The organism is Aestuariimicrobium ganziense (assembly GCF_015352975.1).
Lineage (GTDB): Bacteria > Actinomycetota > Actinomycetes > Propionibacteriales > Propionibacteriaceae > Aestuariimicrobium > Aestuariimicrobium ganziense.
This window is the reverse complement of the sequence record NZ_JACYIZ010000001.1, coordinates 595068-621866: the sequence shown is the minus strand read 5'-3', so window position 1 is coordinate 621866 and position 26799 is coordinate 595068. Positions and strand designations below refer to the sequence as shown.

General features: G+C 69.9%; 28 protein-coding genes. 17 read left to right on the top strand and 11 right to left on the bottom strand.

Going from position 1 to position 26799, the window contains the following annotated elements; genetic code table 11:
- Positions 1-4 precede the first annotated feature (4 nt).
- The 4 genes from IE660_RS03075 to IE660_RS03060 are packed head-to-tail and all read right to left on the bottom strand — an operon-like array spanning position 5 to position 2678.
- Positions 5-778, bottom strand: coding sequence for a methyltransferase domain-containing protein (locus tag IE660_RS03075; protein ID WP_328701814.1), 774 nt, complete (start codon positions 776-778; stop codon positions 5-7).
- A 59-nt stretch (positions 779-837) separates the two neighbouring features.
- Complete coding sequence (locus tag IE660_RS03070) at positions 838-1590, bottom strand: SDR family oxidoreductase (protein WP_203566814.1); 753 nt, start codon at positions 1588-1590, stop codon at positions 838-840.
- 1 nt (position 1591) lies between these two features.
- The gene (locus IE660_RS03065) at positions 1592-2395 is read right to left on the bottom strand and encodes an SURF1 family cytochrome oxidase biogenesis protein (RefSeq protein ID WP_203566813.1); all 804 of its coding nucleotides are present in this window, start codon (positions 2393-2395) and stop codon (positions 1592-1594) included.
- A gap of 10 nt (positions 2396-2405) precedes the next feature.
- Positions 2406-2678, bottom strand: coding sequence for a DUF3099 domain-containing protein (locus IE660_RS03060; protein WP_407928984.1), 273 nt, complete (start codon positions 2676-2678; stop codon positions 2406-2408).
- A 151-nt stretch (positions 2679-2829) separates the two neighbouring features.
- On the opposite strand from IE660_RS03060, the gene fabG reads away from it, so the two are divergent.
- Both fabG and fabI read left to right on the top strand, forming a co-directional pair.
- The gene (gene fabG, locus IE660_RS03055; protein ID WP_203566812.1) at positions 2830-3558 is read left to right on the top strand and encodes a 3-oxoacyl-ACP reductase FabG; all 729 of its coding nucleotides are present in this window, start codon (positions 2830-2832) and stop codon (positions 3556-3558) included.
- 113 nt (positions 3559-3671) lie between these two features.
- Positions 3672-4442 carry an enoyl-ACP reductase FabI gene (gene fabI, locus IE660_RS03050; RefSeq protein WP_203566988.1) on the top strand — a complete coding sequence of 257 codons (771 nt, stop codon included), beginning with the start codon at positions 3672-3674 and terminating at the stop codon, positions 4440-4442.
- 6 nt (positions 4443-4448) lie between these two features.
- Here fabI and IE660_RS03045 read toward each other — a convergent pair whose 3' ends face one another.
- Complete coding sequence (locus IE660_RS03045) at positions 4449-5174, bottom strand: hypothetical protein (RefSeq protein ID WP_203566811.1); 726 nt, start codon at positions 5172-5174, stop codon at positions 4449-4451.
- A 65-nt stretch (positions 5175-5239) separates the two neighbouring features.
- Here IE660_RS03045 and IE660_RS03040 point away from each other — a divergent pair, with 65 nt between their 5' ends.
- The 5 genes from IE660_RS03040 (at position 5240) to IE660_RS03020 (ending at position 10416) form a co-directional block, all read left to right on the top strand.
- Complete coding sequence (locus IE660_RS03040; RefSeq protein WP_203566810.1) at positions 5240-6061, top strand: ABC transporter ATP-binding protein; 822 nt, start codon at positions 5240-5242, stop codon at positions 6059-6061.
- A gap of 61 nt (positions 6062-6122) precedes the next feature.
- On the top strand, positions 6123-6554 hold the full coding sequence (locus IE660_RS03035) for an NfeD family protein (RefSeq protein ID WP_203566987.1): 432 nt from the start codon (positions 6123-6125) through the stop codon (positions 6552-6554).
- 44 nt (positions 6555-6598) lie between these two features.
- The gene (locus IE660_RS03030) at positions 6599-7888 is read left to right on the top strand and encodes an SPFH domain-containing protein (RefSeq protein WP_407928983.1); all 1290 of its coding nucleotides are present in this window, start codon (positions 6599-6601) and stop codon (positions 7886-7888) included.
- A 798-nt stretch (positions 7889-8686) separates the two neighbouring features.
- On the top strand, positions 8687-9595 hold the full coding sequence (locus IE660_RS03025; protein ID WP_203566808.1) for a hypothetical protein: 909 nt from the start codon (positions 8687-8689) through the stop codon (positions 9593-9595).
- 11 nt (positions 9596-9606) lie between these two features.
- A complete protein-coding gene (locus IE660_RS03020; RefSeq protein ID WP_203566807.1) occupies positions 9607-10416 on the top strand; it encodes a TrmH family RNA methyltransferase in 810 nt (269 codons plus the stop codon).
- Positions 10417-10497: 81 nt separating this feature from the next.
- On the opposite strand, the gene def is transcribed toward IE660_RS03020, so the two are convergent.
- The 3 genes from def to IE660_RS03005 are packed head-to-tail and all read right to left on the bottom strand — an operon-like array spanning position 10498 to position 13410.
- Positions 10498-11127: a peptide deformylase gene (gene def, locus IE660_RS03015; protein WP_203566806.1), complete on the bottom strand. Its 630-nt coding sequence runs from the start codon at positions 11125-11127 to the stop codon at positions 10498-10500.
- Positions 11124-12365, bottom strand: a complete 1242-nt coding sequence (locus IE660_RS16325; protein WP_203566805.1) for an amidohydrolase — start codon at positions 12363-12365, stop codon at positions 11124-11126. The genes def and IE660_RS16325 overlap by 4 nt, the downstream gene beginning before the upstream one ends.
- A gap of 28 nt (positions 12366-12393) precedes the next feature.
- Complete coding sequence (locus IE660_RS03005; protein WP_203566804.1) at positions 12394-13410, bottom strand: lactonase family protein; 1017 nt, start codon at positions 13408-13410, stop codon at positions 12394-12396.
- Positions 13411-13498: 88 nt separating this feature from the next.
- On the opposite strand from IE660_RS03005, the gene IE660_RS03000 reads away from it, so the two are divergent.
- Positions 13499-14419, top strand: a complete 921-nt coding sequence (locus tag IE660_RS03000) for a tyrosine recombinase XerC (protein ID WP_203566803.1) — start codon at positions 13499-13501, stop codon at positions 14417-14419.
- 39 nt (positions 14420-14458) lie between these two features.
- Here IE660_RS03000 and IE660_RS02995 read toward each other — a convergent pair whose 3' ends face one another.
- The gene (locus IE660_RS02995) at positions 14459-15385 is read right to left on the bottom strand and encodes a M23 family metallopeptidase (protein WP_203566802.1); all 927 of its coding nucleotides are present in this window, start codon (positions 15383-15385) and stop codon (positions 14459-14461) included.
- Between the two features lie 317 nt (positions 15386-15702).
- Here IE660_RS02995 and rpsB point away from each other — a divergent pair, with 317 nt between their 5' ends.
- The 6 genes from rpsB to rlmN all read left to right on the top strand — a co-directional run bounded on the left by rpsB (position 15703) and on the right by rlmN (position 21109).
- Positions 15703-16686, top strand: a complete 984-nt coding sequence (rpsB, locus tag IE660_RS02990) for a 30S ribosomal protein S2 (protein WP_203566801.1) — start codon at positions 15703-15705, stop codon at positions 16684-16686.
- 33 nt (positions 16687-16719) lie between these two features.
- Positions 16720-17532: a translation elongation factor Ts gene (gene tsf, locus IE660_RS02985; RefSeq protein ID WP_203566800.1), complete on the top strand. Its 813-nt coding sequence runs from the start codon at positions 16720-16722 to the stop codon at positions 17530-17532.
- A gap of 110 nt (positions 17533-17642) precedes the next feature.
- Positions 17643-18356: a UMP kinase gene (gene pyrH / locus IE660_RS02980; protein WP_203566799.1), complete on the top strand. Its 714-nt coding sequence runs from the start codon at positions 17643-17645 to the stop codon at positions 18354-18356.
- 99 nt (positions 18357-18455) lie between these two features.
- Positions 18456-19013 carry a ribosome recycling factor gene (frr, locus tag IE660_RS02975; RefSeq protein WP_207730865.1) on the top strand — a complete coding sequence of 186 codons (558 nt, stop codon included), beginning with the start codon at positions 18456-18458 and terminating at the stop codon, positions 19011-19013.
- A gap of 16 nt (positions 19014-19029) precedes the next feature.
- A complete protein-coding gene (locus tag IE660_RS02970) occupies positions 19030-19920 on the top strand; it encodes a phosphatidate cytidylyltransferase (RefSeq protein ID WP_203566798.1) in 891 nt (296 codons plus the stop codon).
- 103 nt (positions 19921-20023) lie between these two features.
- Positions 20024-21109: a 23S rRNA (adenine(2503)-C(2))-methyltransferase RlmN gene (gene rlmN, locus IE660_RS02965; protein ID WP_235996965.1), complete on the top strand. Its 1086-nt coding sequence runs from the start codon at positions 20024-20026 to the stop codon at positions 21107-21109.
- Positions 21110-21172: 63 nt separating this feature from the next.
- On the opposite strand, the gene IE660_RS02960 is transcribed toward rlmN, so the two are convergent.
- Positions 21173-22315 carry an LOG family protein gene (locus IE660_RS02960; protein WP_235996720.1) on the bottom strand — a complete coding sequence of 381 codons (1143 nt, stop codon included), beginning with the start codon at positions 22313-22315 and terminating at the stop codon, positions 21173-21175.
- Between the two features lie 2 nt (positions 22316-22317).
- On the bottom strand, positions 22318-23661 hold the full coding sequence (locus IE660_RS02955) for a serine hydrolase domain-containing protein (protein WP_203566796.1): 1344 nt from the start codon (positions 23659-23661) through the stop codon (positions 22318-22320).
- 66 nt (positions 23662-23727) lie between these two features.
- Between IE660_RS02955 and IE660_RS02950 the strand changes: the two genes are divergently transcribed.
- The 3 genes from IE660_RS02950 (at position 23728) to IE660_RS02940 (ending at position 26796) form a co-directional block, all read left to right on the top strand.
- Positions 23728-24228 carry a hotdog fold domain-containing protein gene (locus IE660_RS02950; RefSeq protein ID WP_203566795.1) on the top strand — a complete coding sequence of 167 codons (501 nt, stop codon included), beginning with the start codon at positions 23728-23730 and terminating at the stop codon, positions 24226-24228.
- Positions 24229-24298: 70 nt separating this feature from the next.
- Entirely contained in the window at positions 24299-25513 is a 1215-nt protein-coding gene (dxr, locus tag IE660_RS02945) for a 1-deoxy-D-xylulose-5-phosphate reductoisomerase (RefSeq protein WP_328701813.1), read from the top strand.
- The gene (locus IE660_RS02940; RefSeq protein ID WP_203566793.1) at positions 25510-26796 is read left to right on the top strand and encodes a M50 family metallopeptidase; all 1287 of its coding nucleotides are present in this window, start codon (positions 25510-25512) and stop codon (positions 26794-26796) included. Before dxr ends, IE660_RS02940 begins: the two co-directional genes overlap by 4 nt.
- The last annotated feature ends 3 nt before the right edge of the window (positions 26797-26799 follow it).

Sequence of the window (26799 nt, the reverse complement as noted above, 5' to 3'; positions counted from 1 at the left end):
GGATTCAGCGGCGGTAGCTGCGCACGTCGACCGACAGCGTCACCGTCGCGGTCAGCCCCTGCGGTGCCGGGTGGTGGTGGGCGTTCGGTCCCATCGCGACCAGGTCGGCGATCGACGACTCGTCCAGCTCGATCCGGCGGACGACGCTGGTGTGGTCGACCTGCTGGTACCCCGCGAACTGAGCGGTGAGCTGGTCGTCCTTGCCCTCGTGGATGCCGAGCAGGCCGAGCTCTGCGCGCAGTTCCTGCAGGTGGTCCGGGCGAGGGGTGGCGACGATCGCCACGCCGCCGGGACGAAGTACCCGAGCGAAATCGGCGGCGTTGCGTGGGGCGAAGACGCAGAGCAGGGCGTCGACCGAGGCGTCCTGCAGGGGGAGCCTCGCCCAGGTGTCAGCGACCAGGCTGACCATCCGCGGATGGCTCCGAGCGGCGCGGCGGGCGGCGGCGGGCGAGATGTCGCTCGCCACGCCCAAGGCGTCCGGATGGCTGTCGAGGGCATCGGCCACGTACCAGCCGGTGCCAGCACCGACCTCGAGCAGCACCCGCGAGCCTGCCGGCACGGCTGCGGTCACGGCCTCGGCGAGCGGCCGGTAGTGACCGGCGGACAGGAACCGCTCCCGGGCTGCCACCATCGCTGGTGTGTCAGCGTTGGCCGGAGCAGCTCGGCCCAGCAGGTTCACGTGCCCCTGACGAGCCAGGTCGAAACGGTGCCCCGCGCCGCAGACCAGGCTCGCTGCGGTCCGCGCCATAGGGCCGGGGTCGCCGACGCGTCCACACACCGGGCACGCCAGCAGCCCAACAGCCCTGTCCCACAGCGCCAGGTCGACCACGTGTCCGCTCAGATCGCCCGGCCGGCGCCGCCGTCGACCGCGACCAGCGTGCCGCTGACGTAGCTGGCGGCATCCGACAGCAGGAAGGCCGCGACGCGTCCGAACTCGTCGGGATCACCCAGGCGGCGCAGCGGGATGGTTTGCTCGGCGGCTGCCCGAGCCGCAGCCGGGTCGGGCGCGCCGGAGTGCAGGTCGGTGATCCGGTCGGTGGCGATGCTGCCGGGAAGGACGCCGACCGCTCGTCCACCCTGAGGGCCGATCTCGTCGGCCAACTGGCTGACCAACCCGGCCAGGCCGGGACGCAGCCCGTTCGAGATCGCCATCCTGGGCAGGGGAGTGCGGGCGGAACTCGACAGGACGAAGCCCAGCCGCGGCGCCTCGACCGCTGGGCAGACCGCCCGCGCCACCCGCAGCGCGGGCAGGAAGACGCTGTCGAACCCGGCTCGCCACTGTTCCTCGGTGGTCTCGAGCACCGTCCCGGGTGGCGGGCCGCCGACACTGACCAGCGCCCCGTCCAGCCGGCCGAACCGGTCGATGGCGGTGCGCACCGCACGGGCTGGCAGGTCCGGGTCGGTCAGGTCACCGGGCAGGGCCAGGGCGCCATCGCCCAGCGCGGCCGCCTCGCGTTCCAGCAGATCGGCCCGGCGTGCCACCATCACCACGCGGGCACCCTCGGCGACCAGGGCGCGGGCACTGGCGAGCCCCAGTCCGCTGGAGGCAGCGGTGACGAGGAAGCAGCGATCGTGGAGTCCCAGGTCCATCTCAGTCCTCCCGGGTGGGGGTCACGGTGACGGGTGCGTCGTCGGAGGGGACCTGGTCGGCAGCGGCGGCGCGTGCCTCACGGGCCAACTTCTTGCGGCGTTCGCGCAGGTCGCCCCTGATCAGGATCACCGCGCCACCGACGGCGATCAGGGTGAAGACGAACCACTGCACCGCGTACGACAGGTGCGGTCCCTCGTCCAGGCTGGGTGGCGGCACCAACTGAAAACTCGGGTCGTCGGCCGGGGTCGTGCTGATCGCCTGGATGTGACCGTCGACCACGGGCTTGCCGAGCCAGGCCGCGATGGCGGGGGAGTTGATCAGCCGCACGGTGTTCTGCACCGGGGTGATCGCATTGGCTTTGCCCACCTCGTTGCGCCGCACGTACCCGACCACGGTCACCTCACCAGCCGGCGGGGTCGGGCTGACCGCGTCCAGGGTGTTCTTGGGGCGCGGCAGGAACCCGCGGTTGACCAGCACCACCTGGCCGTCGCTGGTGACCAGCGGGGTGACCACCTCGACACCGGCCTGGTCGGCCACGTTGCGGTAGCGCACGGTGAGCATGTGGTCGGGATCGAAGGTGCCGGTGACGCTGACCCGCTGCCACTGCTGGTCGTCGCTGATCGGTCCGGTGAACACCTCGTCCCACGGCTTCACCGGCTGCTGCTGGTGCGCCACGACGCGGGCGTTGGTCTCGCGGCGCTGCTCGAGTCGGTGGATCTGCCACTCACCGAGTCTGACGAAGACCGCAGCCAGCACGGCCACGAACACGGCCAGGGCCAGCCAACGGATCCAGAGCTTGCGCACCCTCGGCAGCCTAGCCTCGCAGTTCGTCCGACCCAACCGGGGTGGTCTCGCCCCGGATCACTTCGTGCGACATCAACGCGGGGCGCGTCTCGTCGTCCGGTTCCCAGGAACGTCGGGTCGGCTCGCGGGTGGAGATGTTGGCGAACAGCACCGCCAGCGGCGGAATCACCGCCGCGCCCAGCAGGAACAGCCAACGCCACGGGTGAGGGGTGACCACGAGCCCGAAGAAGCAGACCATGCGGATGCCCATCGACACCAGGTAGCGGCGCTGCCGCCTCGACAGGTCGTCACTGGTGCCGTGGGCTGCGTCGGTGATCACCACCGGTTGCAGGTTCGCGGGCTGCTGGGGCACCGGCCCAGCCTACGCCGACACGACGCGTCGGATTCGTGGTCAGTGCGGCGCCGTGGACGCTCCGCTGGGTAGGTTCGACCCCGTGAGTGAGACAGCCGAGCAAACAGGCGGACGAAGCGCCCTGGTCACCGGGGTGAGCAAGGGGATCGGACGAGCGATCGCCGAGGACCTCGTGGCCGCCGGGTACCGGGTCACCGGCACCTACCGCAGCGGCGACGTGCCGCAGGGTGTGCTGGGGGTGCAGTGCGACATCACCGACCCCGACCAGGTCGAGTCCGCCTTCGCCGCGGCCGAAGAGGCCCACGGGCCGGTCGAGGTGCTGGTCGCCAACGCCGGCATCACCAAGGACGGGCTGCTGATGCGGATGAGCGAGGACGACTTCGCCTCGGTCATCGACACCAACCTCACCGGCACCTGGCGGGTGGTCAAGCGGGCCACCCGGGCCATGATGCGCGCCCGATACGGACGCATCGTGCTGGTCAGCTCGGTGGTCGCCCTGCTCGGATCGGCCGGTCAGGTGAACTACGCGGCCAGCAAGTCGGCCCTGGTCGGCCTGGCCCGCAGCGTCTCGCGCGAGCTCGGCGGACGAGGGATCACCTGCAACGTGGTGGCTCCGGGCTTCATCGAGACCGACATGACCGCGGTGCTCGCCGACGACGTGATCGCCGGCTACAAGCAGCGGATCCCGGCCGGACGACTCGGCACGACCGCTGACGTGGCGGCCGCCGTGCGCCACCTGGTCAGCGACCAGGCCGGCTACACCACCGGGGCCGTCATCCCGGTCGACGGCGGCCTCGGCATGGGGCACTGAGTCATGGCGGGGGATGACCCCGCCACGCACACATTGCTGCGGGGGAGGACCCCCTGCACCCCCCACGGGGGAGGGCTTCCCGCCCCCTCACCACAGAACCCAAGGGAGAAGACCTGGGCCTCCTCGAAGGCAAGAACATCCTGGTCGCCGGTGTGACCATGAACACCTCCATCGGCTACGCGGTGGCGCAGGTCGCCCAGGCCGAGGGCGCGACCGTGCTGGTCAGCAACTTCGGACGAGCCCTGTCGCTGACCCGACGCGTCGTCCAGAAGCTCGACCCGGTGCCCCCGGTGCTCGAGGTCGACGTCACCAACGACGACCACCTGGCCGGGCTGCCCGACATGGTGCGCGAGCACGTCGACCGGCTCGACGGCATCGTTCACTCGATCGCCTTCGCCAACCCCGAGACCGCGCTCGGGGGCAACTTCCTGACCACCGGCTGGGACGATGTCGCCACCTCGCTGAAGGTGTCGGCCTACTCGTTGGCCAGCCTGACCATGGCCTGCAAGCCACTGTTCGGTGAGAAGTCCAGCGTGGTCGGCCTGACCTATGACGCCCGGGTGAGCTGGCCGGCCTACGACTGGATGGGGGTCTCGAAGGCCGCCCTGGAGTCGACCAGCCGCTACCTGGCCCGCTACCTCGGGCCCGAGGGCATCCGCTGCAACATCGTCTCGGCCGGCCCGCTCGAGACCATCGCCAAGAAGGCCATTCCCGGCGCCGAGCAGTTCAACGACGTCTGGTCGCAGCGTGCCCCCCTTGGCTGGGACCCGCGCGACCTCACTCCCACCGCCAAGGCCGTGGTTGCCCTGCTCAGCGACTTCTTCCCGGCCACCACCGGCGAGATGATCCACGTCGACGGGGGAGTGCACTCCACCGGAGCGTGACCGGTCTCACTGCATCAGGTGCGTCGGCCACGATGCCGCGGCCTCGATCGCGTCCAGACAGGCTGCCTCCAGCCGACGCAGCACCTGCTCACGGGTCAGCACCCCATGGGAGTGCAGCACCTCGGGTGCCGCCTCCAGCGCGGCCTCGATGTGACCCAGCAGAACGAGCGCCCGGTCGAGCAGCACCTGTGAGGTGGCGGGATAGGCCCCGCCAAGACGTACCGTCCCAGCCCGTTCGGCCAGCGCTCCTGCGGTCAGGCCGAGGGCCTCGAGGGTGGTGGTCGCCTCGCCGATGGTGCGGCCCAGCGCCTGCGCGGCCTCGTGGGGCAGGGGTGCGGTCGCCGGACGGTTGGCGGCTCGTAGCCGCCACCGGACCGCGAGCGTGCCATCAGCATCGGTCTCGCACGGCTCCCAGAGCAGGCCGGTCCGGGTATGGAGGACCACCGAACTCCGATTGGCCACCAGCGCACGGGTGACCTCCTTGGGGCCGCGAAGCGGTCCCGGGCGTCCAGGCGCGGGCAGGGCGAGGATCCAGCCCTGACCGAGCGGCTGGTGCGCCACTCGTCCCAGCGCCAGCCGCAGGCTGCCCCCGGTGCCGGGCAACAGGTCGTCCGGATCGTCCACGCTGTGCAGTCGGGAGCCACCGGTGAGGGCATGCTCAGCCTCAGCCGCGGACACCAGTCTCGCGTCCACGTGGTTGAGTGCGACCACCAGTCGCAGAGCCGTGAGCACCCACGCAGGGTAACCGCTGGCCTGCCCCACCCGGCAGCCCACCCGGGCACGGTAGGTTGGACGACATGAGCGCAGTGGTTGAACTGGTCGACGTTGGCGTCCGCCGTGGGAACGCCACCCTGCTGCGATCGATCGACTGGATCGTCGACGAGTCCGACCGCTGGGTGATCATCGGCCCCAACGGTGCCGGCAAGACCACCCTGCTGCAGATCCTGGCCGGACACATGCACCCCACCACCGGCATGGCCGGGCTGCTCGGCGAGGTGCTGGGAGCGGTCGACGTGTTCGAACTGCGGCCCCGGATCGGCGTCACCTCGGCAGCCATCGCCGAGCGCATCCCGCGAGCGGAGTCGGTCTCGAACGTCGTGGTGTCGGCCTCGTACGCAGTGATGGGCCGTTGGCGCGAGGAGTACGACGACCTCGACCACCAGCGCGCGCTGGAACTGATGACCCAACTTCGGGTCGGGCACCTCGCCGACCGCACCTTCGGCACCCTCAGCGAGGGCGAGCGCAAGCGCGTCCAGATCGCCCGCGCCCTGATGACCGACCCCGAACTGCTGCTGCTGGACGAGCCTGCGGCCGGTCTCGACCTGGCCGGACGTGAGGCGCTGGTGGGCACCCTGTCGGAGCTGTGCACAGACGACTACGCCCCGGCGACGGTGCTGGTCACCCACCACGTCGAGGAGATCCCGGCCGGGATCACCCACTGCCTGCTGCTCAAGCAGGGCGAGGTGGTCGCTGCCGGACCGATCGGCGAAGTGTTGACCGACGACCTGCTGTCGCGCACCTTCGACCTGCCGCTGACCGTGACCCACGAGGCTGGACGATGGACCGCCCGCGCCAAGCCGATGCGCCCGGCCCGCGCGGCGACCGAGGCGAGCGGGTGAGGGGGTCATCGTGCGTCAGTGGCTGAGCGACAACCTCTGGTCGTTGTGGCTGGCGGCCGCGATGCTGCTCGGCGTGGCCGAGATGCTCACCCTCGACCTGACCCTGCTGATGCTCGCCGCGGGGGCGCTGGCCGGTGCCGGCACGGCTGCGGTCTTCCCCGATGCCTGGCTGGCCCAGGTGCTGGTGGCCCTGGCAGTAGCCGGGCTGAGCCTGTTCCTGCTGCGGCCCACCCTGCTGGCCAAGGTGCGCAACGCCCCGGGCTACCGCAACTCGGTGAACAAGCTGGTCGGCAGCACTGCCACCGCCACCGCCGAGATCTCGGTGACCGGGGGAGAGGTGAAGGTCGACGGGCAGCTGTGGACCGCCCGCACGTTGGACTCGTCGGTCCGGGTGCTGCCCGGGCAACTCGTGGAGATCTACGAGGTCGAGGGCACCACCTTGGTGGTCTACCCGAGCGAACGTGGACTGCCCTACCGAAACACTGGCCTGTGACATCCGCTGGCCCTGGCAGTACGAAGGAGTAGAGCGTGGAGTACATCATTCCGGCGATCCTGATCCTGACGGTGATCGTCGCGCTGGTACAGGCCGTGCGCATCATCAACCAGCAACAGATTGGCTTGGTCGAGCGGCTGGGGAAGTTCCGCCGCACCCTCGAGCCTGGCCCGCACCTGGTCGTCCCGATCGTCGACAAGGTGCGTCACACCCTCGACATGCGCGAGCAGGTGCAACCGTTCCCGCCGCAGGGGGTGATCACCGAGGACAACCTGATGGTCAACATCGACTCGGTCATCTACTTCCAGATCGTCGACCCGGTGCGAGCCGCGTACGAGGCGCAGAGCTACAAGGCCGCGATCGAGCAACTCACCATGACCACGCTGCGCAACATCATCGGCGGCATGGACCTCGAGGCCGCCCTGACCAGCCGTGAGGAGATCAACCAGCGGCTGCGTGCGGTGCTCGACGAGGCCACCGGCAAGTGGGGCATCAAGGTCAACCGCGTCGAGCTGCGGGCGATCGAGCCGCCTCCCACGATCCGTGACGCGATGGAGAAGGGCGCCCGGGCCGAGCGAGACAAGCGGGCCCAGATCCTGTTGGCCGAGGGTCAGCGGCAGTCGCAGATCCTGTCTGCGGGCGGTGACCGTGAGTCGGCGATCCTGCGAGCCCAGGGTGAGCGCGAGGCCGCGGTGCTGCGCGCCCAGGCCGACCGTCAGGCCCAGATGCTGCGGGCCGAGGGTGAGGCGCAGGCCATCACCACGGTGTTCAACGCCATCCACGCCGGCCAGCCAGACCAGGGGCTGCTCGCCTACCAGTACCTGCAGATGCTGCCCACGCTGGCCCGGGGTGACGCGAACAAGGTCTGGATTGTGCCGTCGGAGCTGAACGACGCCCTCAAGGGGCTCGGCTCGGTGATGGGCGGGGCGACCGAGACCGGTGGCCCCAACGCCGCACCACTGCGCGCCACGGGCAACTTCAAGGCGCCAGAGAAGGTCGACGTGTTCGCCGAGATCGAGCAGCAGAAGGTCACCGAGAAGGCTGATTCCGACGCCACCGTGCAGAAGGCGATCGAGGAGGCAGCCAAGCTCGAGAACCCGAACGCGCTGAAGAGCCGTCGCGACGACAGCCGGTCGCTGCCCCCGCCGGTGCCGTACACGCAGCACACCCCGCCGAATGCGCCCGAGAGCGAGCCGTGGAGCCAGCAGTCCGCCCCGGAGGCCGGTGGCTTCGGCGGCCAGCAGGGTCCCCAGCAAGGCCCATGGCGCCAACAGGGTCAGCAGGGTCAGTCCTACGGCCAGCAGGGACAGCCTTGGGGACCGCCGCAGCAGTGATCTGAGTCAACGGGTCCTCCGCCACGCCGGAGGGCCCGTTGTCATGTCCGGCGAACGACTCCGGACCGGCACCTCGACGGGTGCCGCGAGGTCGGCTGCCGGGCACTCCACCCCCTCGCTGCCTCCTCTGCGCCGCCCCCCTCCGCCGCGCCCCCTCCACCTCGCCGTCCGCGCGCCGAATCCCGGCACGGAGACTCGATGGGCCTGCGAGACATGCCTGGCAACCTGGCTTCCCGGCCCGGAATCGGCGAACCCACACCGGGTGCCCGACGTGCCGGCGCCACCCCGCGCCGCCGCCCTCTCCGCCGCGCCGCCTCTGAATGCCGACCGCGCGCCGAATCCCGGCAGGGAGACACGATGGGCCTGCGAGACACGCGTGGCAGGTCGGCTTTCCGGCCCGGAATCGGCGAACCCACAGCGGGTGCCCGACGTGCCGGCGCCACCCCGCCTGCCCACCCCCCACCGCCCCGTGTGGGCCTTCCGCCCCTACCATCGCTCCCGCACCCGGGTGGTCAGCGCCGCCAGTGGGTGGCGGCGCCGGTGGTTTGGGCGCCGCGAATCACTCCTCTCCGCGCCGCCCCCGACCTGGTCCACCCAATTGGCCGCCGATTCCCGGCATGGAGACACGACTCCCGGTACGGAGACACAGGGCCGCACCGAGCCCCTCGTCGCCGCTCGGGCTTCCGGCCGGGAATCGGCGATCGGGCTGTGTCCACAGCCCGCGGGCGACTCCGAGCGCCCTCCACAGGTCCGAGGTTGGGTGACGCACCACCTGTGTCTGCTTCTCACAGTGAGGGCATGACCGTCATCGCCGGGATCGAGGCCCATCTCGCGTTGCATGGTGTCTGCGCGGTCTCCGAGCATCCGCAGTGGTCTCGACGACTCGCCGAACTCGCGGACGACAAGGTGCTGGTCAGGTTGCTTCCAGGCATCTACGCCGTAGCTGCCAACGCCAGGGAAACCAGGATCCGCTGCGCGGCACTCATGCTGTGGGATCCCGATGCCGTGGTCACCGGCCTGGCGGCCGCCGCGCTGACCTTCTGGCCCAAGGCCAGGGTCGCCGAGGTCGAGTTCCACTCCCGCCGCAAGAAGCGAAGCTATCCCGGGTTCCGGCTGCACCGCAGCCAAGTGCCCCCCGACCAGGTGTCCGAAGTCCAAGGGCTACGCCTGGTCTCATCCGCCTGGGCGGCGGTGCACCGCGCAGCCGTCGACGACGGGGTGGCGATCGACGAGTACCTGCGGGCCTCGTTCGGCAAAGTGGCCCACGTTGCCCAGGCGCTGGTCGACTTCGGGCGTCGCGTGGGGAACCCGATGCGTCGCGCAGTGGTCACCGACTCCCGCAGCAACCCATGGTCGCCTCGGGAACGAAGGCTGCACGGCCTGTTGCGCCGGGCAGGGATCGTTGACTGGGTGGCCAACCTCAAGGTGATTGCCGACGGCACGACCCACTTCCTCGACATTGCCTTCCGGGACTGCATGGTGGCCTTCGAGTACCACGGCGTGGAGCACCACCTCTCCAGTGCCTCCGACGTGATCAACGACCACCAGCGCACCGCCCGCCTGGCGGCTGAGGGCTGGACGATCGTCCCGCTGACCACCGAGGCGCTGGACGATGTGGAGCGCCTCATCGACCTGGTGCGCCGAACGCTCGACTCCCATCGTCGAGGGCTGGTCACTGGCGGCAGGCGGCGACGCAGTGGAGGGTAGGCTCACGCCTCGTGGCCCGCTACCTGGAGGTCGACGACCCACACGATCCCCGCCTCGCCGATTACGTACGGCTGCGCGAGACCACCTTGCGGCAGTCGATCGAAGCCGAGCACGGGCTCTACATCGCCGAGGGTGAGAAGGTGATCAGGCGAGCCCTGGAAGCCGGCCACCAGCCGAGGTCGCTCATGCTGGCGCCGCGCTGGATCGAGGGTCTGCGAGACCTGCTCGACGGCCTCGACGTCGATGTCTGGGTTGTGAGTCCGGCCCTCGCCGAACAGGTCACCGGCTTCCACGTGCACCGTGGGGCTCTGGCGAGCATGCGCCGTCCCGAAGTCACCCCGCTGGACGACCTGTTCGGCTCGCGCCGCCTGGTGCTGTGCGAAGACCTGGTCGACCATGCCAACGTCGGGGCGATCATCCGCTGCGCAGCCGGACTGGGCTGGGACGCCGTGGCGTTGTCGCCGCGCAGCGCCGACCCGCTCTATCGCCGAGCCGTCAAGACCTCGATGGGTACCGTGTTCAGTCTCCCGTGGACGCGACTGGGTGAGACCGTGGACGACCTGCGCCGCCTCAGGGACGCAGGCTTCTGCCTGGTGGCAGCCGCACTGACCTGTGACGCCGTGACCTTGGATGCGCTTCCCGCCGACCTCGCACTCCGGCCCTTGGCATTGTTGCTGGGCACCGAGGGAGACGGGTTGAGCGACGCCTGGCTGGACGAGGCCGACGTGGTCGTCTCGATCCCGATGGCTCGGGGTGTCGACTCGCTCAACGTGGCGACGGCCGCCGCGGTGCTGTGCTGGGAGTTGCGCGACCGAAGGTAGCTCGAGCGCCGTGGCCCATCAGGACGAGACCTGGGCGGGTACCTCGTCGTCGCGGGTCTCCGAGAGATGCGCTGAGTCGGATCAGACCTCAGCGTGTTCGGTCTCGTCCTCGGCGTCGTCCGGCACCGCCCCACGCACCTTGGTGCTGATCGGCCAGTCGTCGGGATAGCGCGGGGCGAGGTCCTCGCGCTGCTTGTCGAGGGCGCGTCGCGCCCGGTTCGACAGCCGGTCGCCGAACACGATGCCGTTGCAGTGGTCGGTCTCGTGCTGCAGGCACCGGGCGAACAGGCCGGTGCCGACCAACTCGACCGGCTCCCCGTTCTCGTCCACGCCGGTGCACCACGCCTTGTCGGGACGCGAGAGCGACTGGTAGGCGCCGGGCCACGACAGGCAGCCCTCGTCGGTGGCGTCGAGCTTGCGTTCGCGGCCCTCGGGCAGACGCACCTCGGGGTTGCAGACCACGCCGACATGGCGTTCGCCGTCGTCGTCGGGGCAGTCGTAGACGAAGACGGCGAGGTCGACCCCCACTTGGGTGCCGGCCAGGCCGACACCCTCGGCGGCGTACATGGTGGCGAACATGTCGCGGACCAGGTCGTGGAGTTCGGGTCCGAACTCGGTCACCGGTCGGGTGGGCTCGTGCATCACCGGCTCACCCCAGCGGGTCACCCGGCGGACGTTGCCCCCGCTGAGCAGGTCGTCGGCCGGGCTCATCGGCGACCCCGCTGCGGCGGTGCGACGGTGGTGCCCAGGGTGGAGTAGGCGTCGAGGGTGACGCCCTCGTTGGTCTCGTGGTCGTAGTCGTAGACGCGTCGACCGTCCACCCAGACCGACTCGGCCCGGCTGTAGATGTCGAGCGGATCGCCACTCCACAGCACCAGGTCGGCATCCTTGCCCACTTCGAGCGATCCGACCCGCTCGTCCAGGCCGAGGATGCGCGCGGGGTTGATGGTGATCGACTCCAGCCCGACCGTGCGGTCGAGACCGTCCTTGACGGCCAGGATCACCTGGTAGACGAGGAAGTTGATCGGGATCACCGGGGCGTCGGTGGTGATGGCGATGGTGACACCGGCGCGAGCCAGGTGCCCCGGGTTGGCGAGCGAGCGCTGGTTGACCTCCCACTTCGACCGCGAGGTCATCAGCGGGCCGATCACCACCGGCAGGTTGCGCTCGGCGAGCACGTCGGCGAGCAGGTGGGCCTCGGTGCCGTGGTTGATCACCAAGCGGTAGCCGAACTCGTCAGCGATCCGGATGGCGGTGGCGATGTCGTCGACCCGGTGGGTGTGCTGGCACCAGGGCAGCGTGCCGTCGAGCACCTGCAACAGCGCCTCGGAGGTCAGGTCGTGGTCGAACGGCTTGCCCTCGCGGGCGGCCTCGGCGCGCTTGGCGCCGTAGTCACGGGCCTTGGTGAACGCGTCTCGCAGCACGGCTGCCACACCCTGGCGGGTCGAGGGCAGACGCTTCTGCTCGGCGCCGTGGAAGCGCTTGGGGTTCTCACCCAGGGCTGACTTCATCGAACACGGCGACTTGATCACCATCTCGTCGACCATTCGGCCCCAGCACTTGAGCGCCACGGTCTGCCCACCGATCGGGTTGGCTGACCCGGGCTTGACCACCATCGAGGTCACTCCACCCGAGAGCGCGTCGCGGAAACCCTCGTCGCTGGGGTGGATGGCGTCCAGCGCACGGAAGCGTGCGCCGTTGACCTCGGTGCCCTCGTTGGTGTCGTTGCCCGCCCAGGCGATGCCCTCCTCGTGGATGCCGACGTGGCCGTGGGCCTCGACGAACCCGGGCAGCAGCCACTGGCCACCGGCGTCGAACACCTCCGCTCCCTCCGGCACGGTGACATCGGCGCCGAGGGCAGTGATCCGGCCTTCGTCGAACACGACAGTGCCGTCGAAGGGGTCTCCCACCACGGGCACGACATGGGCGTTGATGATCGCGTGGCTCATGCCAGCGAGCCTATCGCCGGTGACGAGGTCAGCCGTCCACCACCTCACGGAAGCACAGGGCAGCCGGGGAGGGCACCTCGGTGCGGTCGAGCACCCGCCAGCCACGCGAGGTCTCGCCGAGCACGGTCACCTCGTGCGATCCCAGGTGCGCCACCCACAACCGACCGTCGTGGACGACGATGTCGCGGGGGTGGTCGCCTCCGGAGTCGAACTCGTCGACGAGGACGAGGCTGCCGTCGTCGACCCAGTCGAGGACGGCCAGGGTGTTGATCATTCGATTCGCGAGCACCACCTGGTCGTCGGCCAGCAGCCGGATGCCCGACGGCACTCCACCGCCGACCAGCGACCCGTCGACCACAGCCGTCTGGCGCCAGCCGACCCGGGCATCGACGCCCAACTCGAACGCGGCGACCTGGCCGCTGAGTTCCCCGGCGACCGCGATCTGGCGCATGGCATTGACGCCCTCGCCGACCTCGCGAACCACCAGGTGGCGAGGGCCGAAGCCCGGGGGCAGCACGATCGGGTCGAGTTCTGACAGCACGCCCTCGTCCCAGACCAGGCTGCGCACCAGGTCTGCTCCCAGGTCGCAGACCAGCAGCCAGGTGTTGGTCAGCCAAGCCACGTGGTGCGCGTGAGGAGCCTCCTGCCGTGCGGCGTCGACCCCCGAGTGCCCGGTGAAGCGACGCTGTTCCACCAGTCTTGGCCCACCACCCTCGGCTCCGGTGCCGACGATCGCGATCGAGCCCGAGGTGTAGTGCGCGAGTGCCGCCCAGGCGGCATCGGGGCTCAACGCGACGTGGCAGGCGTCGGCGTCGCCGGTCGAGACCGATTCGCCCACCGACACCGGGTCGAGCACGATGCGCACCAAGGACGACTCATCGAGGTGGAGGCCGGCCCAGATCTCGTCGTCGCCCTCGACCAACCACCCCGGGTCGGTCACCTCCAGGCTGCCTGCCGGGCGCAGGGTGGTGTCATTGACCTCGAACCACCGCAGACCCGGCTGCTCCCCATGCGTGAACGAGCCCACCCACAGCTGTGTTGCCATGGCATGACGCTACTGCCTGGGCACGACCAGCGACGGCACCTAGAGTGGCAGCAGGGTCGGTCGTGAGCGGCGGCCGCAGGAGGACCTCATGGAGGAGTTGGACGAACGGTGGCGCACCGCGCTGCATCGCTTCGACGACCACCTGCGCCTCGACCTGCGCCGCTCGGAGCACACCCGTACCGCGTACCGGTCCGACCTGGTCAGCCTGGCCACGCACCTGTCCGAGGCAGGTGTCAACGGACCTGGGGGAGTGACCCTGCGAGACCTTCGAGGCTGGCTGGCGGCCCAACACGCGGGTGGCGCAGCTCCCGCCACCCTGCAGCGACGCAGCGGTGCGGTCCGGGTGTTCTTCCGCTGGGCACACGCCCAGGGCGTGGTTGACCGCGACCCGGCAGCCAGCCTGAAGTCGCCCAAGGTTGGACGCCGGCTACCGCCCGAGCTCACCCAGGCCGACCTCCAGCAGGTCTACGCGGCCGCCAGTGCCAGAGCTGCTGAGGACGAGGGACCCGGCGGGCGGCGCGATGTCGCCCTGCTCGAACTGCTCTACGCCACCGGCATCCGAGTCTCGGAGCTCTGCGGCCTCGACGTGGACGACCTCGACCACGAGCGCGGCACCGTGCGGGTGCTCGGCAAGGGCAACAGGGAGCGGGTCGTCCCCTTGGGCAGGCCGGCGCGCGCCGCATTGGACGCCTGGGTGCAGGTGCGCCACCAGTGGGTCACATCCGACTCGGGCCCGGCCCTGTTCCTCGGAGCCCGGGGTGGTCGGATCGACCCGCGGGTGGTGCGCCGCGTCGTCCACGCGAGCCTTGAGGCGGTGCCCGAGGCGCCTGACCTGGGGCCGCACGGGCTGCGGCACGCGATGGCGACCCACCTGCTCGAGGGCGGCGCCGACCTGCGTAGCGTGCAGGAGATGCTCGGGCACTCGTCCTTGGCGACCACGCAGATCTACACGCACGTGACCAGCGACCGGCTCCGGGCGGCCTTCCGGCAGGCCCACCCTCGCGCCTGAGACCGTCGCGGGCACGCGGCCGCGAACGGCCGATCATGGTCACACCCACCGTGTCGGGTCGACGATCCGCCCGTCCTGCCAAGCCATGAAGTGCAGGTGGCAGCCGGTCGACCATCCCGTCGATCCGACGTCACCGACTCGCTGCCCAGCCGCCAGAACCTGTCCGGGTGCGACCGTGGCCCTGGCCAGGTGGGTGTATCCGGTGCGCAGCCCTCCGGCATGCTCGACAACGACGCGGATGCCGTAGGCCACGTGCCGCTCCACCAGCACCACCCGTCCCGGTGCGATCGTCCTCGCCGGGCTGCCACAGGCTGCACCGATGTCGACACCGTCGTGCAGCCGCCACGTGCCCAGCAACGGGTGGCGACGCATCCCGAACGGCGAAGTGATCGGTCCCTCGGCGGCTCGCGCCGTGGCCGACGACCACGGTAGGCCGGGGCTGACCGACACCTCGAGCGTCGGGGGTGGCGACGGAAGGGCGCCGTCCGGCAGCAGGCGAACCTCGGGGACGAGCAGCCACGTCAACGGGTCGAGGTACTCCTCGCCCCTGACCAGGCCCCAGTGCAACCCGGGATGGGGCTCGCGGCCGACGAGGCGTCCGATCACCTGCCCCGACTCGACCCAGTCGTCGGGGCTGACGCTCGCCACCACCGGCTGGTAGGTGGTGCGCAGCCGGGTCTGCTCGTCGTGGGTGATGGTGATCGTCGCGGTGCCGGCGATGGTGCCGACGTGGCTCACCCGGCCGGCGGCGGCAGCGCGCACCACCGCTCCCGGTGACGCGTCGAGGTCGACCCCGCGATGGCCGGCTCCCCACGCCTTGTCCGGCGGGTCGAACGGCCGCAGCACCGCTCCCGGGACGGGACGCTCCAGCGTCAGCCCCTGCGCCCTGGCCGGGGGCGGCACTCCCAGCTGCGCAGCGAGCACGATGGTCACCACGACCAACCATCTGGACAACGGACTCCTCACGCCGACACTCTGGGACGAGCGGCACTGGCGTGCGTCAGGCGGTTGTGGGCCTGTGGACAACACTGCGAGCCGCCCCGCACCTGTGGACAGTCGCCGATTGGCGCCACCCCGGCGCGGCGAACTAGACTCGCCTGCGGCGATGGAAGGGCCCCAGGCTCGACCGTCGACTAACACAGTGCAGGCATGAGTCCCACCGCGGTCCGAGGAAGCGATTTCCGAGGTCGGTGAGGCTGCTGCACGAGGCAGCGCCGGGGCCCTCGGCGCGACGCAACCGACTGGGGCGTGGCCGTGCCACGCCCACCACGAAAGGACCGGCCATGGCCGTCGTCACCACCCGCCAGTTGCTCGAGAGCGGCGTCCACTTCGGGCACCAGACCCGTCGTTGGAACCCCAAGATGAAGCGGTTCATCTTCACCGAGCGCAACGGCATCTACATCATCGACCTGCAGCAGTCGCTGAGCTACATCGACAAGGCCTACGCCTTCGTCCGCGAGACTGTCTCGCGCGGCGGCCAGGTGCTGTTCGTCGGCACCAAGAAGCAGGCCCAGGAGGCCATCTCCGAGCAGGCCACCCGCGTCGGCATGCCGTACGTCAACCAGCGTTGGCTCGGTGGCATGCTCACCAACTTCCAGACCGTCATCAAGCGCGTGCAGCGCCTCAAGGAGCTCGAGGCCATGGACCTCGACACCGTGGCCTCCGGCGGCCTGACCAAGAAGGAGAACCTCGGCCTCAAGCGTGAGCTCGAGAAGCTCGACCGCACCCTGGGCGGTATCCGCGACATGTCGCGCGTGCCCCAGGCGGTGTGGATCGTCGACACCAAGAAGGAGCACCTGGCCGTCGACGAGGCGCGCAAGCTGCGGATCCCGGTGATTGGCATCCTCGACACCAACTGTGACCCGGACGAGGTCGACTTCCCGATCCCCGGCAACGACGACGCGATCCGCTCGGTGGCCCTGCTCACCCGGATCATCGCCGACGCCGCCGCCGACGGCCTGATGGCTCGCTCGGGCCGTGGCGCCGAGGGCGAAGAGGCCGAGCCCATGCCCGACTGGGAGCGCGAGCTGCTGGCCGGTCAGGACGCTGCCTCCGCCGCCGAGGCCCCCGCCCAGGAGGCTGCCCCGGCCGAGGCTGCTGCTGAGGCGCCTGCTGCTGACGAGGTCGAGGCTGAGGCCCCGGCTGCCGAGGCCACCGAGACCCCCGCTGCCGAGGCTCCTGCCGCCGAGGCCACCGAGGCCCCCGCCGCTGAGGCTGCCGAGGCCGGCGAGACCGTCGAGGCCCCGGCCGCCGACGAGTCCAAGTGACCCTGATCCACGAACGAGAGATTGGATTCCCCCATGGCAATCACCGCTGCTGACGTCAAGAAGCTCCGGGACGCCACCGGCGCCGGGATGATGGACGCCAAGAAGGCCCTCACTGAGGCCGACGGCGATTTCGACAAGGCGATCGAGGTGCTCCGCGTGACCGGCCTGTCCAAGGCCGCCAAGCGCAGCGACCGCGAGGCCAGCAACGGCCTGGTCGCCGCTGCCGGCAACGCGATCGTCCAGCTGGGCGCCGAGACCGACTTCGTCGCCAAGAACGACGAGTTCGTCGCCCTCGCCCAGGAGATCGCCACCGCGGTCAACGAGGCCAAGGTCGACGGCAAGGAGGCCGCTGGTGCGGTCACCCTCGCCTCGGGCCAGACCGTCGACGAGACCATCCAGGCGCTGGCCGCCAAGATCGGCGAGAAGCTCGAGCTGGCTGCCGCGACCTACTACGACGGCAACGTGCACACCTACCTGCATCGCCGCTCGCAGGACCTGCCCCCGCAGGTCGGCGTGCTGGTGGAGTACACCGGCGACAACGCCGAGCTCGTCCACGCGGTCGCGCTGCAGATCGCCGCGATGAGCCCGCAGTACGTGACCCGCGACGACGTGCCGGCCGACCTGGTCGACAACGAGCGCCGGATCGCCGAGGCCACCGCCCGCGAGGAGGGCAAGCCCGAGGGCGCCCTGCCCAAGATCGTCGAGGGACGTGTGGGTGGCTTCTTCAAGGACGTCGTGCTGGTCGACCAGCCTGCCGTCTCGGACGACAAGAAGTCCGTGGGCAAGCTGCTCGAGGAGGGTGGCGTCACCATCACCCGCTTCGCCCGCCTGTCCGCCGGAGCCTGATCGCGCTCACGAGCAAGGCAACAGCAAGGCACAGTAGAGTGGCATGCGCCGGGGAGTGATCCCCGGCGCATGTTGCATGTCAGCACTGATGGCGACCCGAGGAGACTTCGTTGGCCAGTCCGTACAAGCGTGTCCTGCTGAAGCTCTCCGGTGAGGTGTTCGGCGGCGGCAAGGTCGGCGTCGACCCGAACGTGATCCGTTCGATCGCCGAGCAGGTCGCCGAGGTCGCGACCAGCGGCGTCCAGGTCGCCGTCGTGGTCGGTGGCGGCAACTTCTTCCGTGGAGCCGAACTGCAGCAGCAGGGCATCGACCGCGACCGCGCCGACTACATGGGCATGCTGGGCACCGTCATGAACTGCCTCGCCCTGCAGGACTTCCTCGAGAAGGCCGGCGTCGCCACCCGGGTGCAGACCGCCATCACCATGGGTCAGGTCGCCGAGCCCTACATTCCCCGCCGCGCCGAGCGCCACCTCGAGAAGGGGCGCGTCGTCATCTTCGGTGCCGGCGCCGGCATGCCGTACTTCACCACCGACACCGTGGCCGCCCAGCGCGCGCTCGAGATCGGCGCCGAGGTGCTGCTGGTCGCCAAGCAGGGCGCCGACGGCGTCTTCGACCGCGACCCCAACAAGCACGCCGACGCGGTGATGTTCGACGAGTTGACCTACGACGAGTTCATCTCACGCAACCTGCGCATCGCCGATGCTGCGGCGATCAGCCTGGCCCGCGACAACAACCTGCCCGTGCTGTTCTTCAACCTCGACGTGCCCGGCAACATCGTCCGCGCCGCCAGCGGCGAGAAGCTCGGCACCCGCGTGCACGCCTGACCCCACCAGACCAGGCCCCCAGAACCAGAACCCCCAGAACCAGAACCCCCAGAACCAGAACCCCCAGAACCAGAACCCCAGACCGACAAGGAAGCGACCATGATCAACGAGATCAATGCCGAGACCGAGAAGAAGATGAAGGGTGCGGTGGAGTTCACCGGGGAGGACCTGGCGAGCATCCGGACCGGACGCGCCCACCCGGCCATGTTCAACAAGCTGATGGCCGACTACTACGGCGCACCCACGCCGCTGCAGCAGCTGGCCACCTTCAGCACCCCTGAGGCCCGCACCATCCTGATCCAGCCCTTCGACCGTTCGGCGATGAACGCGATCGAGCGGGCGATCCGCGACTCCGACCTGGGCGTCAACCCGTCCAACGACGGCAACGTGATCCGCTGCATCATGCCGGCGCTGACCGAGGACCGCCGCAAGGAGTACATCAAGATGGCCCGCCACAAGGCCGAGGAGGGCCGGGTCGCGGTGCGCAACGTGCGCCGTCACGCCATCGACCAGATCAAGAAGCTCGAGAAGGACAAGGAGATCGGCGAGGACGAGGCGACCCGCGCCGAGAAGCACCTTGACGCGGTCACCAAGAAGTACGTCGACCAGATCGACGACGTGCTGAAGAACAAGGAAGCCGAACTGCTCGAGGTCTGAGCAGCCGGCACCGTAGATGAGTCAGGAACCGATCGCGCCGACAGCGACCGCCGCCACGCCCAAGCCGGGCGGGCGGGCCGGCCGCAACCTGCCAGCAGCGATCATCGTCGGCGTGCTGCTGTTCGGCGCGGTCGTCGCCACGCTGGGCTGGTGGCACTGGGGCTTCGTGCTGCTGGTCGCCACCGCCCTGTCTCTCGGTGCGGTCGAGGTCGCCAGGGCGCTGTCGCGGGTCGGCATGGATGCCGCCATCGTCCCGATCGTGCTCGGCACCTGGACGATCGTGGTCGGCTCCTACTACGCCGGACAGCACCCCGAACGGGGAGTGAGCTCCAACACCCTGCTGCTGGCAGCACTCAGCCTGACCGTGCTGGCCACGCTGGTGTGGCGGATCTTCAAGGGCCCGGAGAACTTCGTCAAGGACGCCGCGGCCAGCGTGTTCATCGTCGGCTACATCCCGCTGCTGGGCTCGTCGGTGTCGCTGATGCTGGCCGGTGAGCGCGGCCCGCAGCGGATCATCGCGTTCCTGGTGTGCGTGATCGCCTCCGACGTGTTCGGTTACGCGGTCGGAGTGTTGTTCGGACGAACCCCGCTGGCGCCCAGGATCAGCCCGAAGAAGACCTGGGAGGGTTTCATCGGCTCGGTGGTCGGCGGCATGGCCGTTGGCGCGATCCTGTCCAGTTGGCTGCTGCAGGTCTCGTTCTGGGTCGGGCTGGTGCTCGGTGCGGCGATGGTCGCGTTCGGCACCGCCGGTGACCTGATCGAGAGCCTGATCAAGCGCGACGTCGGCATCAAGGACATGTCCTCCTTCCTGCCCGGCCACGGCGGCATCATGGACCGGCTCGACTCGCTGCTGGTCGCCGCCCCTGTCGCCTGGTTCGTGATGTACCTGTTCGTGCCGGGAGGCTGACGTGACCGACCGACGCCAGGTTCGTCCCCGTACCGAGGGCTGGCAGCAACAGGTCGACGCCGAAGGGCGTCCACTGCTGCAGTTCGCCAGCCCGACCCGCGGCATGCCGCCGGAGCACTGGGCCGACCTCGACCCTGACCAGCGTGTGCAGCGGGTCGTCGACCTGGGCCTGCCGCGGTTCCGCGCCAAGCAGCTCAGCACACACTACTTCACCCACCACTCGTCCGACCCGGCGTCGATGACCGACCTGCCGGCCAACTCCCACGAGTGGGTCAGCGCCCTGTTGCCGCCGCTGCTCACCGAGGTGCGCCGCCTCGAGACCGACCGGGGCGACACCATCAAGTTCCTGTGGCGGCTGCACGACGGCGCCCTGGTCGAATCGGTGCTGATGCGCTACGTCGGCCGGGTCACCCTGTGCATCAGCTCCCAGGCCGGCTGCGGCATGAACTGCCCGTTCTGCGCCACCGGGCAGGCCGGGCTGACCCGCAACCTGTCGAGCGCCGAGATCGTCGACCAGGTCGTCCGGGCCAACCAGGTGGTGGCCCGGGGTGAGCTCGGCGGCAAGCGCCGCGACGACCACTCCGCCGATCGGGTGTCGAACATCGTGTTCATGGGCATGGGTGAGCCTTTGGCCAACTACAAGCGGGTGGTCCATGCCGTGAGGACGATGATCGCCGCCCCTCCCGACGGGCTGGGCATGAGTGCCCGCGGGATCACGGTCTCGACCGTCGGGCTGGTGCCGGCCATCACCAAGCTGGCGGCCGAAGACCTGCCGGTCACCTTCGCCCTGTCGTTGCACGCCCCCGACGACGAACTGCGCGACGAGCTGATCCCGGTGAACTCGCGCTGGAAGGTCGACGAGGCACTCGATGCTGCCCGCGGCTACTTCGACACCACCGGTCGTCGGGTCTCGATCGAGTACGCCCTCATCAAGGACATGAACGACCACGCCTGGCGCGCCGACCTGCTGGCACGCAAGCTGAACGCCCGTGGACGAGGCTGGGTGCACGTCAACCCGATCCCGCTCAACCCCACCCCCGGGTCGATCTGGACCGCCTCTGACAAGGCCGTGCAGGACGAGTTCGTCCGACGCCTGAACGCTGCGGGGGTGCCGACCACCCTGCGTGACACCCGTGGCAAGGAGATCGACGGCGCCTGCGGCCAGTTGGCCGCCACTGACGAGGACTGACCCCGGCCGGCAGCGACCAGACCTGCGCCAGCAGCGGGCGCCCGGGCGGGCTCGTCCACCGTTTCACTGAGCAGGGCGGTTCACCAGCACCTGAGCGGCCTGCTCGATGTCGTCCACGAGGTGGACGTGGGCCTCCATGCTCCTTCCGCGCGCCAGGCCCTGCACCAGTGGCCAGGCCGGCAGCGTCCTCGTCCAGTGCTCGACGCCAACCAGCACCATCGGCGCAGGCACCACGTCGGCTGCCGCGTAGTAGTTGCCGGTGGCGGCCTGGAAGATCTCCTGCACGGTTCCTGCTGCCCCCGGCAGGTAGATGATCCCGGCGCGGCAGCGTTGCAGCAGGGTGTCCTCGCGCAGCGCGTTGGAGAAGTACTTGGCGATGTGGCTGGCGAACGCGTTCGGGGGCTCGTGACCGTAGAACCAGGTCGGCACCCCGACGCTGGTGCCCTCACCGTCGTAGCGGTGCTTGACCTCAAGCGCCTTGCGAGCCCAAGCGGTGATCCCCTGGCCACCCTCGGCGCGCGGCCGGAAGCTCGGCACCGTGGCCAGTTCGTCGACGGCCGCGTCAATCACTGCGGTGTCGACGTCGTGACCCGGACGAGCCAACGCCGCGCCCAGGTTCGCGGCCTCCATCGCACCCGGACCACCACCGGTGAGCACCGTCGCCCCGGCCGCGGTCAGCCGGGCCGCCAGGTGGGCCGCGGCCCGGTACGACTCCGAACCGCGGGCCGCCGCGTGGCCACCCATGATGCCCAGCGTGTTCTGCGGGCCGAGCGGGCCTGCCAACTCGTCGAGGGCGTCGCTGATGGCATGGTCGTGCAGGGTCATCGCCAGGGTGTGTTCCAGCGACGCCGCCCCGGGACGACGCTGCCAGGCATAGGTCATCGCGTCGAGCGTGTCCTCGTAGCGGTGCTCGAGCCCGGCATAGAGTTCCTCGGCGTCGTAGAGCGTGCTGCGATACGGGTTGAACGGCAGGTCGGGCAGCGTGGGGAAGACCAGAGCACCCCGGGCACGAACATCGGCCTCGGCCTGCTCGGTCAGGGCACAGCCCAGGAAGACCGTGCGGGTGACCGCCACCCCCGCCAGCGCCTCGGTGCGCTCACTGAGGTCGATGCCCTGCAACGCCACCCGGGTCAACGACCTGGGCGGACGATGCGTCAGCCACCGGTCGAACTCCTCCAGGGAGTGCAGCTCGACGAGGTGCGGCATGGTCACTCGTCCCAGCCGGCCGGCAACGAGATCGCAGCGATGGTGTCGCGCCCCAACGGCTGGGTCGTCCACGTCATGCGGGCCTGGTCGGTGAGCCTCAGCATCGCGGTGTGCGGGGTCTGGATGCAGGCGATCCGCACTTCGATGGCGTCGTCGTCCTGCACCGCCGCCGAGCAGGCCACCTTCGCGATGCGCTCACCGTACTGTTCGTGGCTCCACGTCATCGAGCCCTCGACCCAGTGGCCGTGGCCAACTCCCAGTCGGTGCTGGCCGCCGTCCGCGTCGTCCCACAGCAGCTCCCAGCCGTTCTCGACAGCGGTCAGGCTCAGCCGTCCACCCCGCTCGTCGGTGCCCTCCCAGACCTGACCCGGTTCGGCGATCGCGCCGAGCGCTGGTGGGACGACCACCGGCTCGTCCGGCACCTGCAACTGGTCGATCTCGGGCAGCAGGATGTCGAAGACCTGGTCGATGGTCTCCTGCATCGAGTCGGTCGAACTGGTGATCACCACCGCGAGCTTCTCCTCGGGCCACATCAGCCCGTACTGGCCGCAGGCACCATCGGCGCGATGGCCCTCGCGGTTGCGCCAGACCTGCCAGCCGTAGCCGTTGGTCCACTCCGGGGCGCCTGGGTCGTCGGTGGTGGCGACCTTGCGGATCGGGTACTCCTCGATCCAGCGCTGCGGCAGCAGCCGCTCACCCTGGTACACCCCGTCATTGGTGAGCAGGCCGATGAACTTGGCAAGGTCGCGCGGGGCGATGTGCATGCCCGAGTAGCCGGCGGAGTTGCCGGCGCTGTCGGTGCTCCAGTAGGTCGGGCCCGCGCCCATCGGGTCGAGCACCCGCTCGCGGATCAGCTCGTGCACGGTCTTGCCCATCGCCTTCGAGATGGCCACCGACACCGCATAGGTGCACAGCTGGTTGTAGCAGAAGGTCACCCCGACCTCACCCTCGGGCTCCCAGCGCAGGAAGTCGCCCAACCCCTCGGGTCCGACGTCCCAGCGGCCCTGGAACAGGGTGATCGTGTCGGTGGTGTGACCTGAGGCCATGGCCAGGCAGTCGCGCAGCCGGATGGTGCGTGCCTTGGGGCCGACGCGGTCGTCCACCAGGTCGCTGAACAGGTCGACCAGCAGGTCGTCGGGCGAGAGCTTGCCCTCGTCCCAGGCGATGCCGAAGGCCGCCGAGGTGAAGGTCTTGCTCATCGAGTAGATCAGCGACTGCTGCTCAAGCCCCCATGGTTCGGCGGCCAGGGCGACCAGCGGCTCACCTTCACGCACCACCGTCAGCGAGTGGAACTCGACCCCAGCCTCGCGCTGGGCCTGCAGGAAACGAGAGATCGCGTCAGACATGGTTCCAGTCAAGCGCACGCCCTCGTCCGGCGCGGCAGGTCGGGGCAAGCCACTAGGCTTCGCGGCATGTCGACCACCCCCTCACCGCACAGTCGCGAGCCCAAGGTGCTGGCCCTGCGTCGCCGCATGCTGCGGCTGCCCGTGGTGGGGGAGCGGATCTTCGACATCGTCTTCGCCCGGATGGCGCCCTACTTCTCGACCGTTCGCCCGCATTTCACCCGGGTCGAGCCCAACCACGTCGAACTGGTCATCGGCAAGCGCCGACGCGTGCACAACCACATCGGCACCGTGCACGTGATCGCGATCTGCAACGGACTCGAGGCGGCCATGGGCTGCTTGGCTGAGGTCACGGTGCCGGCCGACAAGCGCTGGATCCCCCGCGGCATGCAGGTCACCTACCCGGCCAAGGCCGACAGCGACATCACCTGCATCGCCACCACCGAACCCGCCGCCTGGGTCGGGGACGACCCCGCGCTCCCGGTCACCGTGCGTGCGGTGCGAGCCGACGGCACGGTGGTGGTCGAGGGGACGATCGACCTGTGGGTCACCCCGCGCAAGCCGCGCTGATCGCCTCGATCGTCCGCGCATGGAGCCGCCAGTCTCGGTGTTGTCCTGTGCGCGTGCCACACTGGACGCCGTGACGCGGCGCGACGTGGTGATCCTGGGCTCGACCGGATCCATTGGCACCCAGGCCATCGAGGTCATACGCGAACGCCCGGACCAGTTCCGCGTGGTCGCCCTGGCAGCCGGCGGATCCGACGTCGCCACGCTGGCCGCGCAGGCGCTCGAGTTGCAGCCCCAGGTCGTGGCCGTGGCCCGTCCGACCGTCGTCCAGGACCTGCAGTTGGCGCTGTACGCCGCCGCCAAGGAGCGTGGCTGGAGCACCGGTGAGACCAGGCTCCCGCAGATCATCGCCGGACCTGATGCCGCCACCAAGGTCGCGGCCATGGACTGTGACGTCGTCCTCAACGGAATCACCGGATCGGCCGGCCTGCTGCCCACCCTGGCCGCGCTCGAGCACGGCACCACGCTGGCGCTGGCCAACAAGGAATCGCTGGTGATCGGTGGACGCCTGGTCACCCAGGCTGCTGCTGAGGGCCAGATCGTGGCGGTCGACTCCGAACACTCCGCCTTCGCCCAGGCCCTGCGGGCCGGACGACGCGACGAGGTGCGGCGGCTCGTCCTCACCGCCTCGGGTGGGCCGTTCCGCGGACGGACCCGTGACGAGCTCGGCGAGGTGACCCCTGAGCAGGCGATGGCCCACCCGACCTGGGACATGGGGCGGGTGATCACCATCAACTCCGCCACGCTGGTCAACAAGGGCCTGGAACTGCTCGAGGCCGGGCTGCTCTACGACGTCGACCTCGACGACATCGTGGTCACCGTGCACCCGCAGTCCATCGTCCACTCGATGGTCGAGTTCCACGATGGGTCGACCATCGCCCAGGCATCGCCGCCGGACATGAAGTTGCCGATCGCGCTCGGGCTGACCTGGCCCGACCGCCTGCCAGACGCCGCCGCCCCCTGCGACTGGACGACCCCGGCTGCCTGGACCTTCGAACCGCTCGACTCGGTCGCCTTCCCCGCCGTCGAGCTGGCCCGCCGGGCCGGCAAGGCCGGTGGCACCGCACCAGCGGTCTACAACGCCGCCAACGAAGCCTGTGTCGACGCCTTCTGCGCCGGACGGATCGGCTTCCTGGCCATCGTCGACACCGTCACCGCCGTGCTGGACGAGCACCTGGCCGCAGCCGGTGACGCGCACGGGCACGTGAGCGACGACCAGATGAGTGTCGACGCGGTGCTGGCCGCCGACCGTTGGGCCCGCGACCGGGCCGAGGAGCTGTGCCGATGAGTGACGTGGTGATCATCCTGGCGGCCGCGATCGGGTTCTTCGCCCTGATCATGGCCTCGATCGCGCTGCACGAGATCGGCCACCTGCTGCCCGGCAAGCTGTTCGACGTCAAGATCACCCAATACTTCGTCGGATTCGGCAACACGCTGTGGTCGCGGCGGCGAGGCGAGACCGAGTACGGCTTCAAGGCCATCCCGCTGGGCGGCTACGTCAAGCTGATCGGCATGTACCCACCGGCCTGGGGCACGCCGGGCCGGTCGAACCGGGTCAAGCGGCTGGCCGACTACGCCCGCGAGGCCGAGTACGAGGAGATCACCCCCGCCGACAACGGCCGGCTGTTCCACCAGAAGAAGACCTGGCAGAAGCTGGTCATCATGTTCGGCGGTCCGGCTATGAACCTGCTGCTGGCCTTCCTGATCGTGCTCGGCGTCAACATGTTCCACGGCCAGTACCGCTCGACGCTGGTGGTCGACCAGGTCAGCGAGTGCGTCGTCCCCGCCGACCGCGCCGACCAGAAGTGCACCGCGGACGACCCCGCCACCCCCGCCGCCAAGGCCGGCTTCCGGGTCGGTGACCAGATCGTCAGCTTCAACGGCGAGAAGATCGACGACTGGGATGAGCTCTCCACCCTGATCAGGGCCAACCTCGACCGCCCGGCCACCATCGTGGTGCTGCGCGACGGGGCCCAGGTCAGCCTGAGCACCTCGACCGTGGTCACCGGCCTGCCGCACCGGCTCGACCCGGGACGCACGGTCGAGGCAGGGTTCCTCGGGGTGTCGCCGCGGCGCGAACTGCAGCGCGGCGGACCGCTCACCACCGCCGACGACCTGTGGACGATGACCACCCAGTCGGTGAGTGCCCTGTCGCGGTTCCCGGTCAAGGTGTGGAACGTCGCCGTCGACCTGGTCACCGGGCAGCCGCGTGACGTCAACGGCCCGATCTCGATCGTGGGCGCCAGTCGTGCCGCCGGCGAGATCGCCGCCGCCGACCAGATCCCCGTTGGTGACCGGGTCGCCAGTTGGTTCATGCTGCTGGGGGCGGTCAACCTGTTCGTCGCCCTGCTCAACCTCGTCCCGCTGATGCCGTTGGACGGCGGACACATCGCCGGTGCGCTGTACGAGGCGGCCAAGCGTCGCCTGGCCCGGCTGCGCGGACGACCCGACCCGGGCCACGTCGACACCGCCATGATGCTGCCCGTCGCCTATGCCGTGGGAGCCTTCCTGGCCCTGTCGGGACTGGTGCTGATCGTGGCCGACATCGTCTCGCCGGTGAAGCTGTTCTGAGCC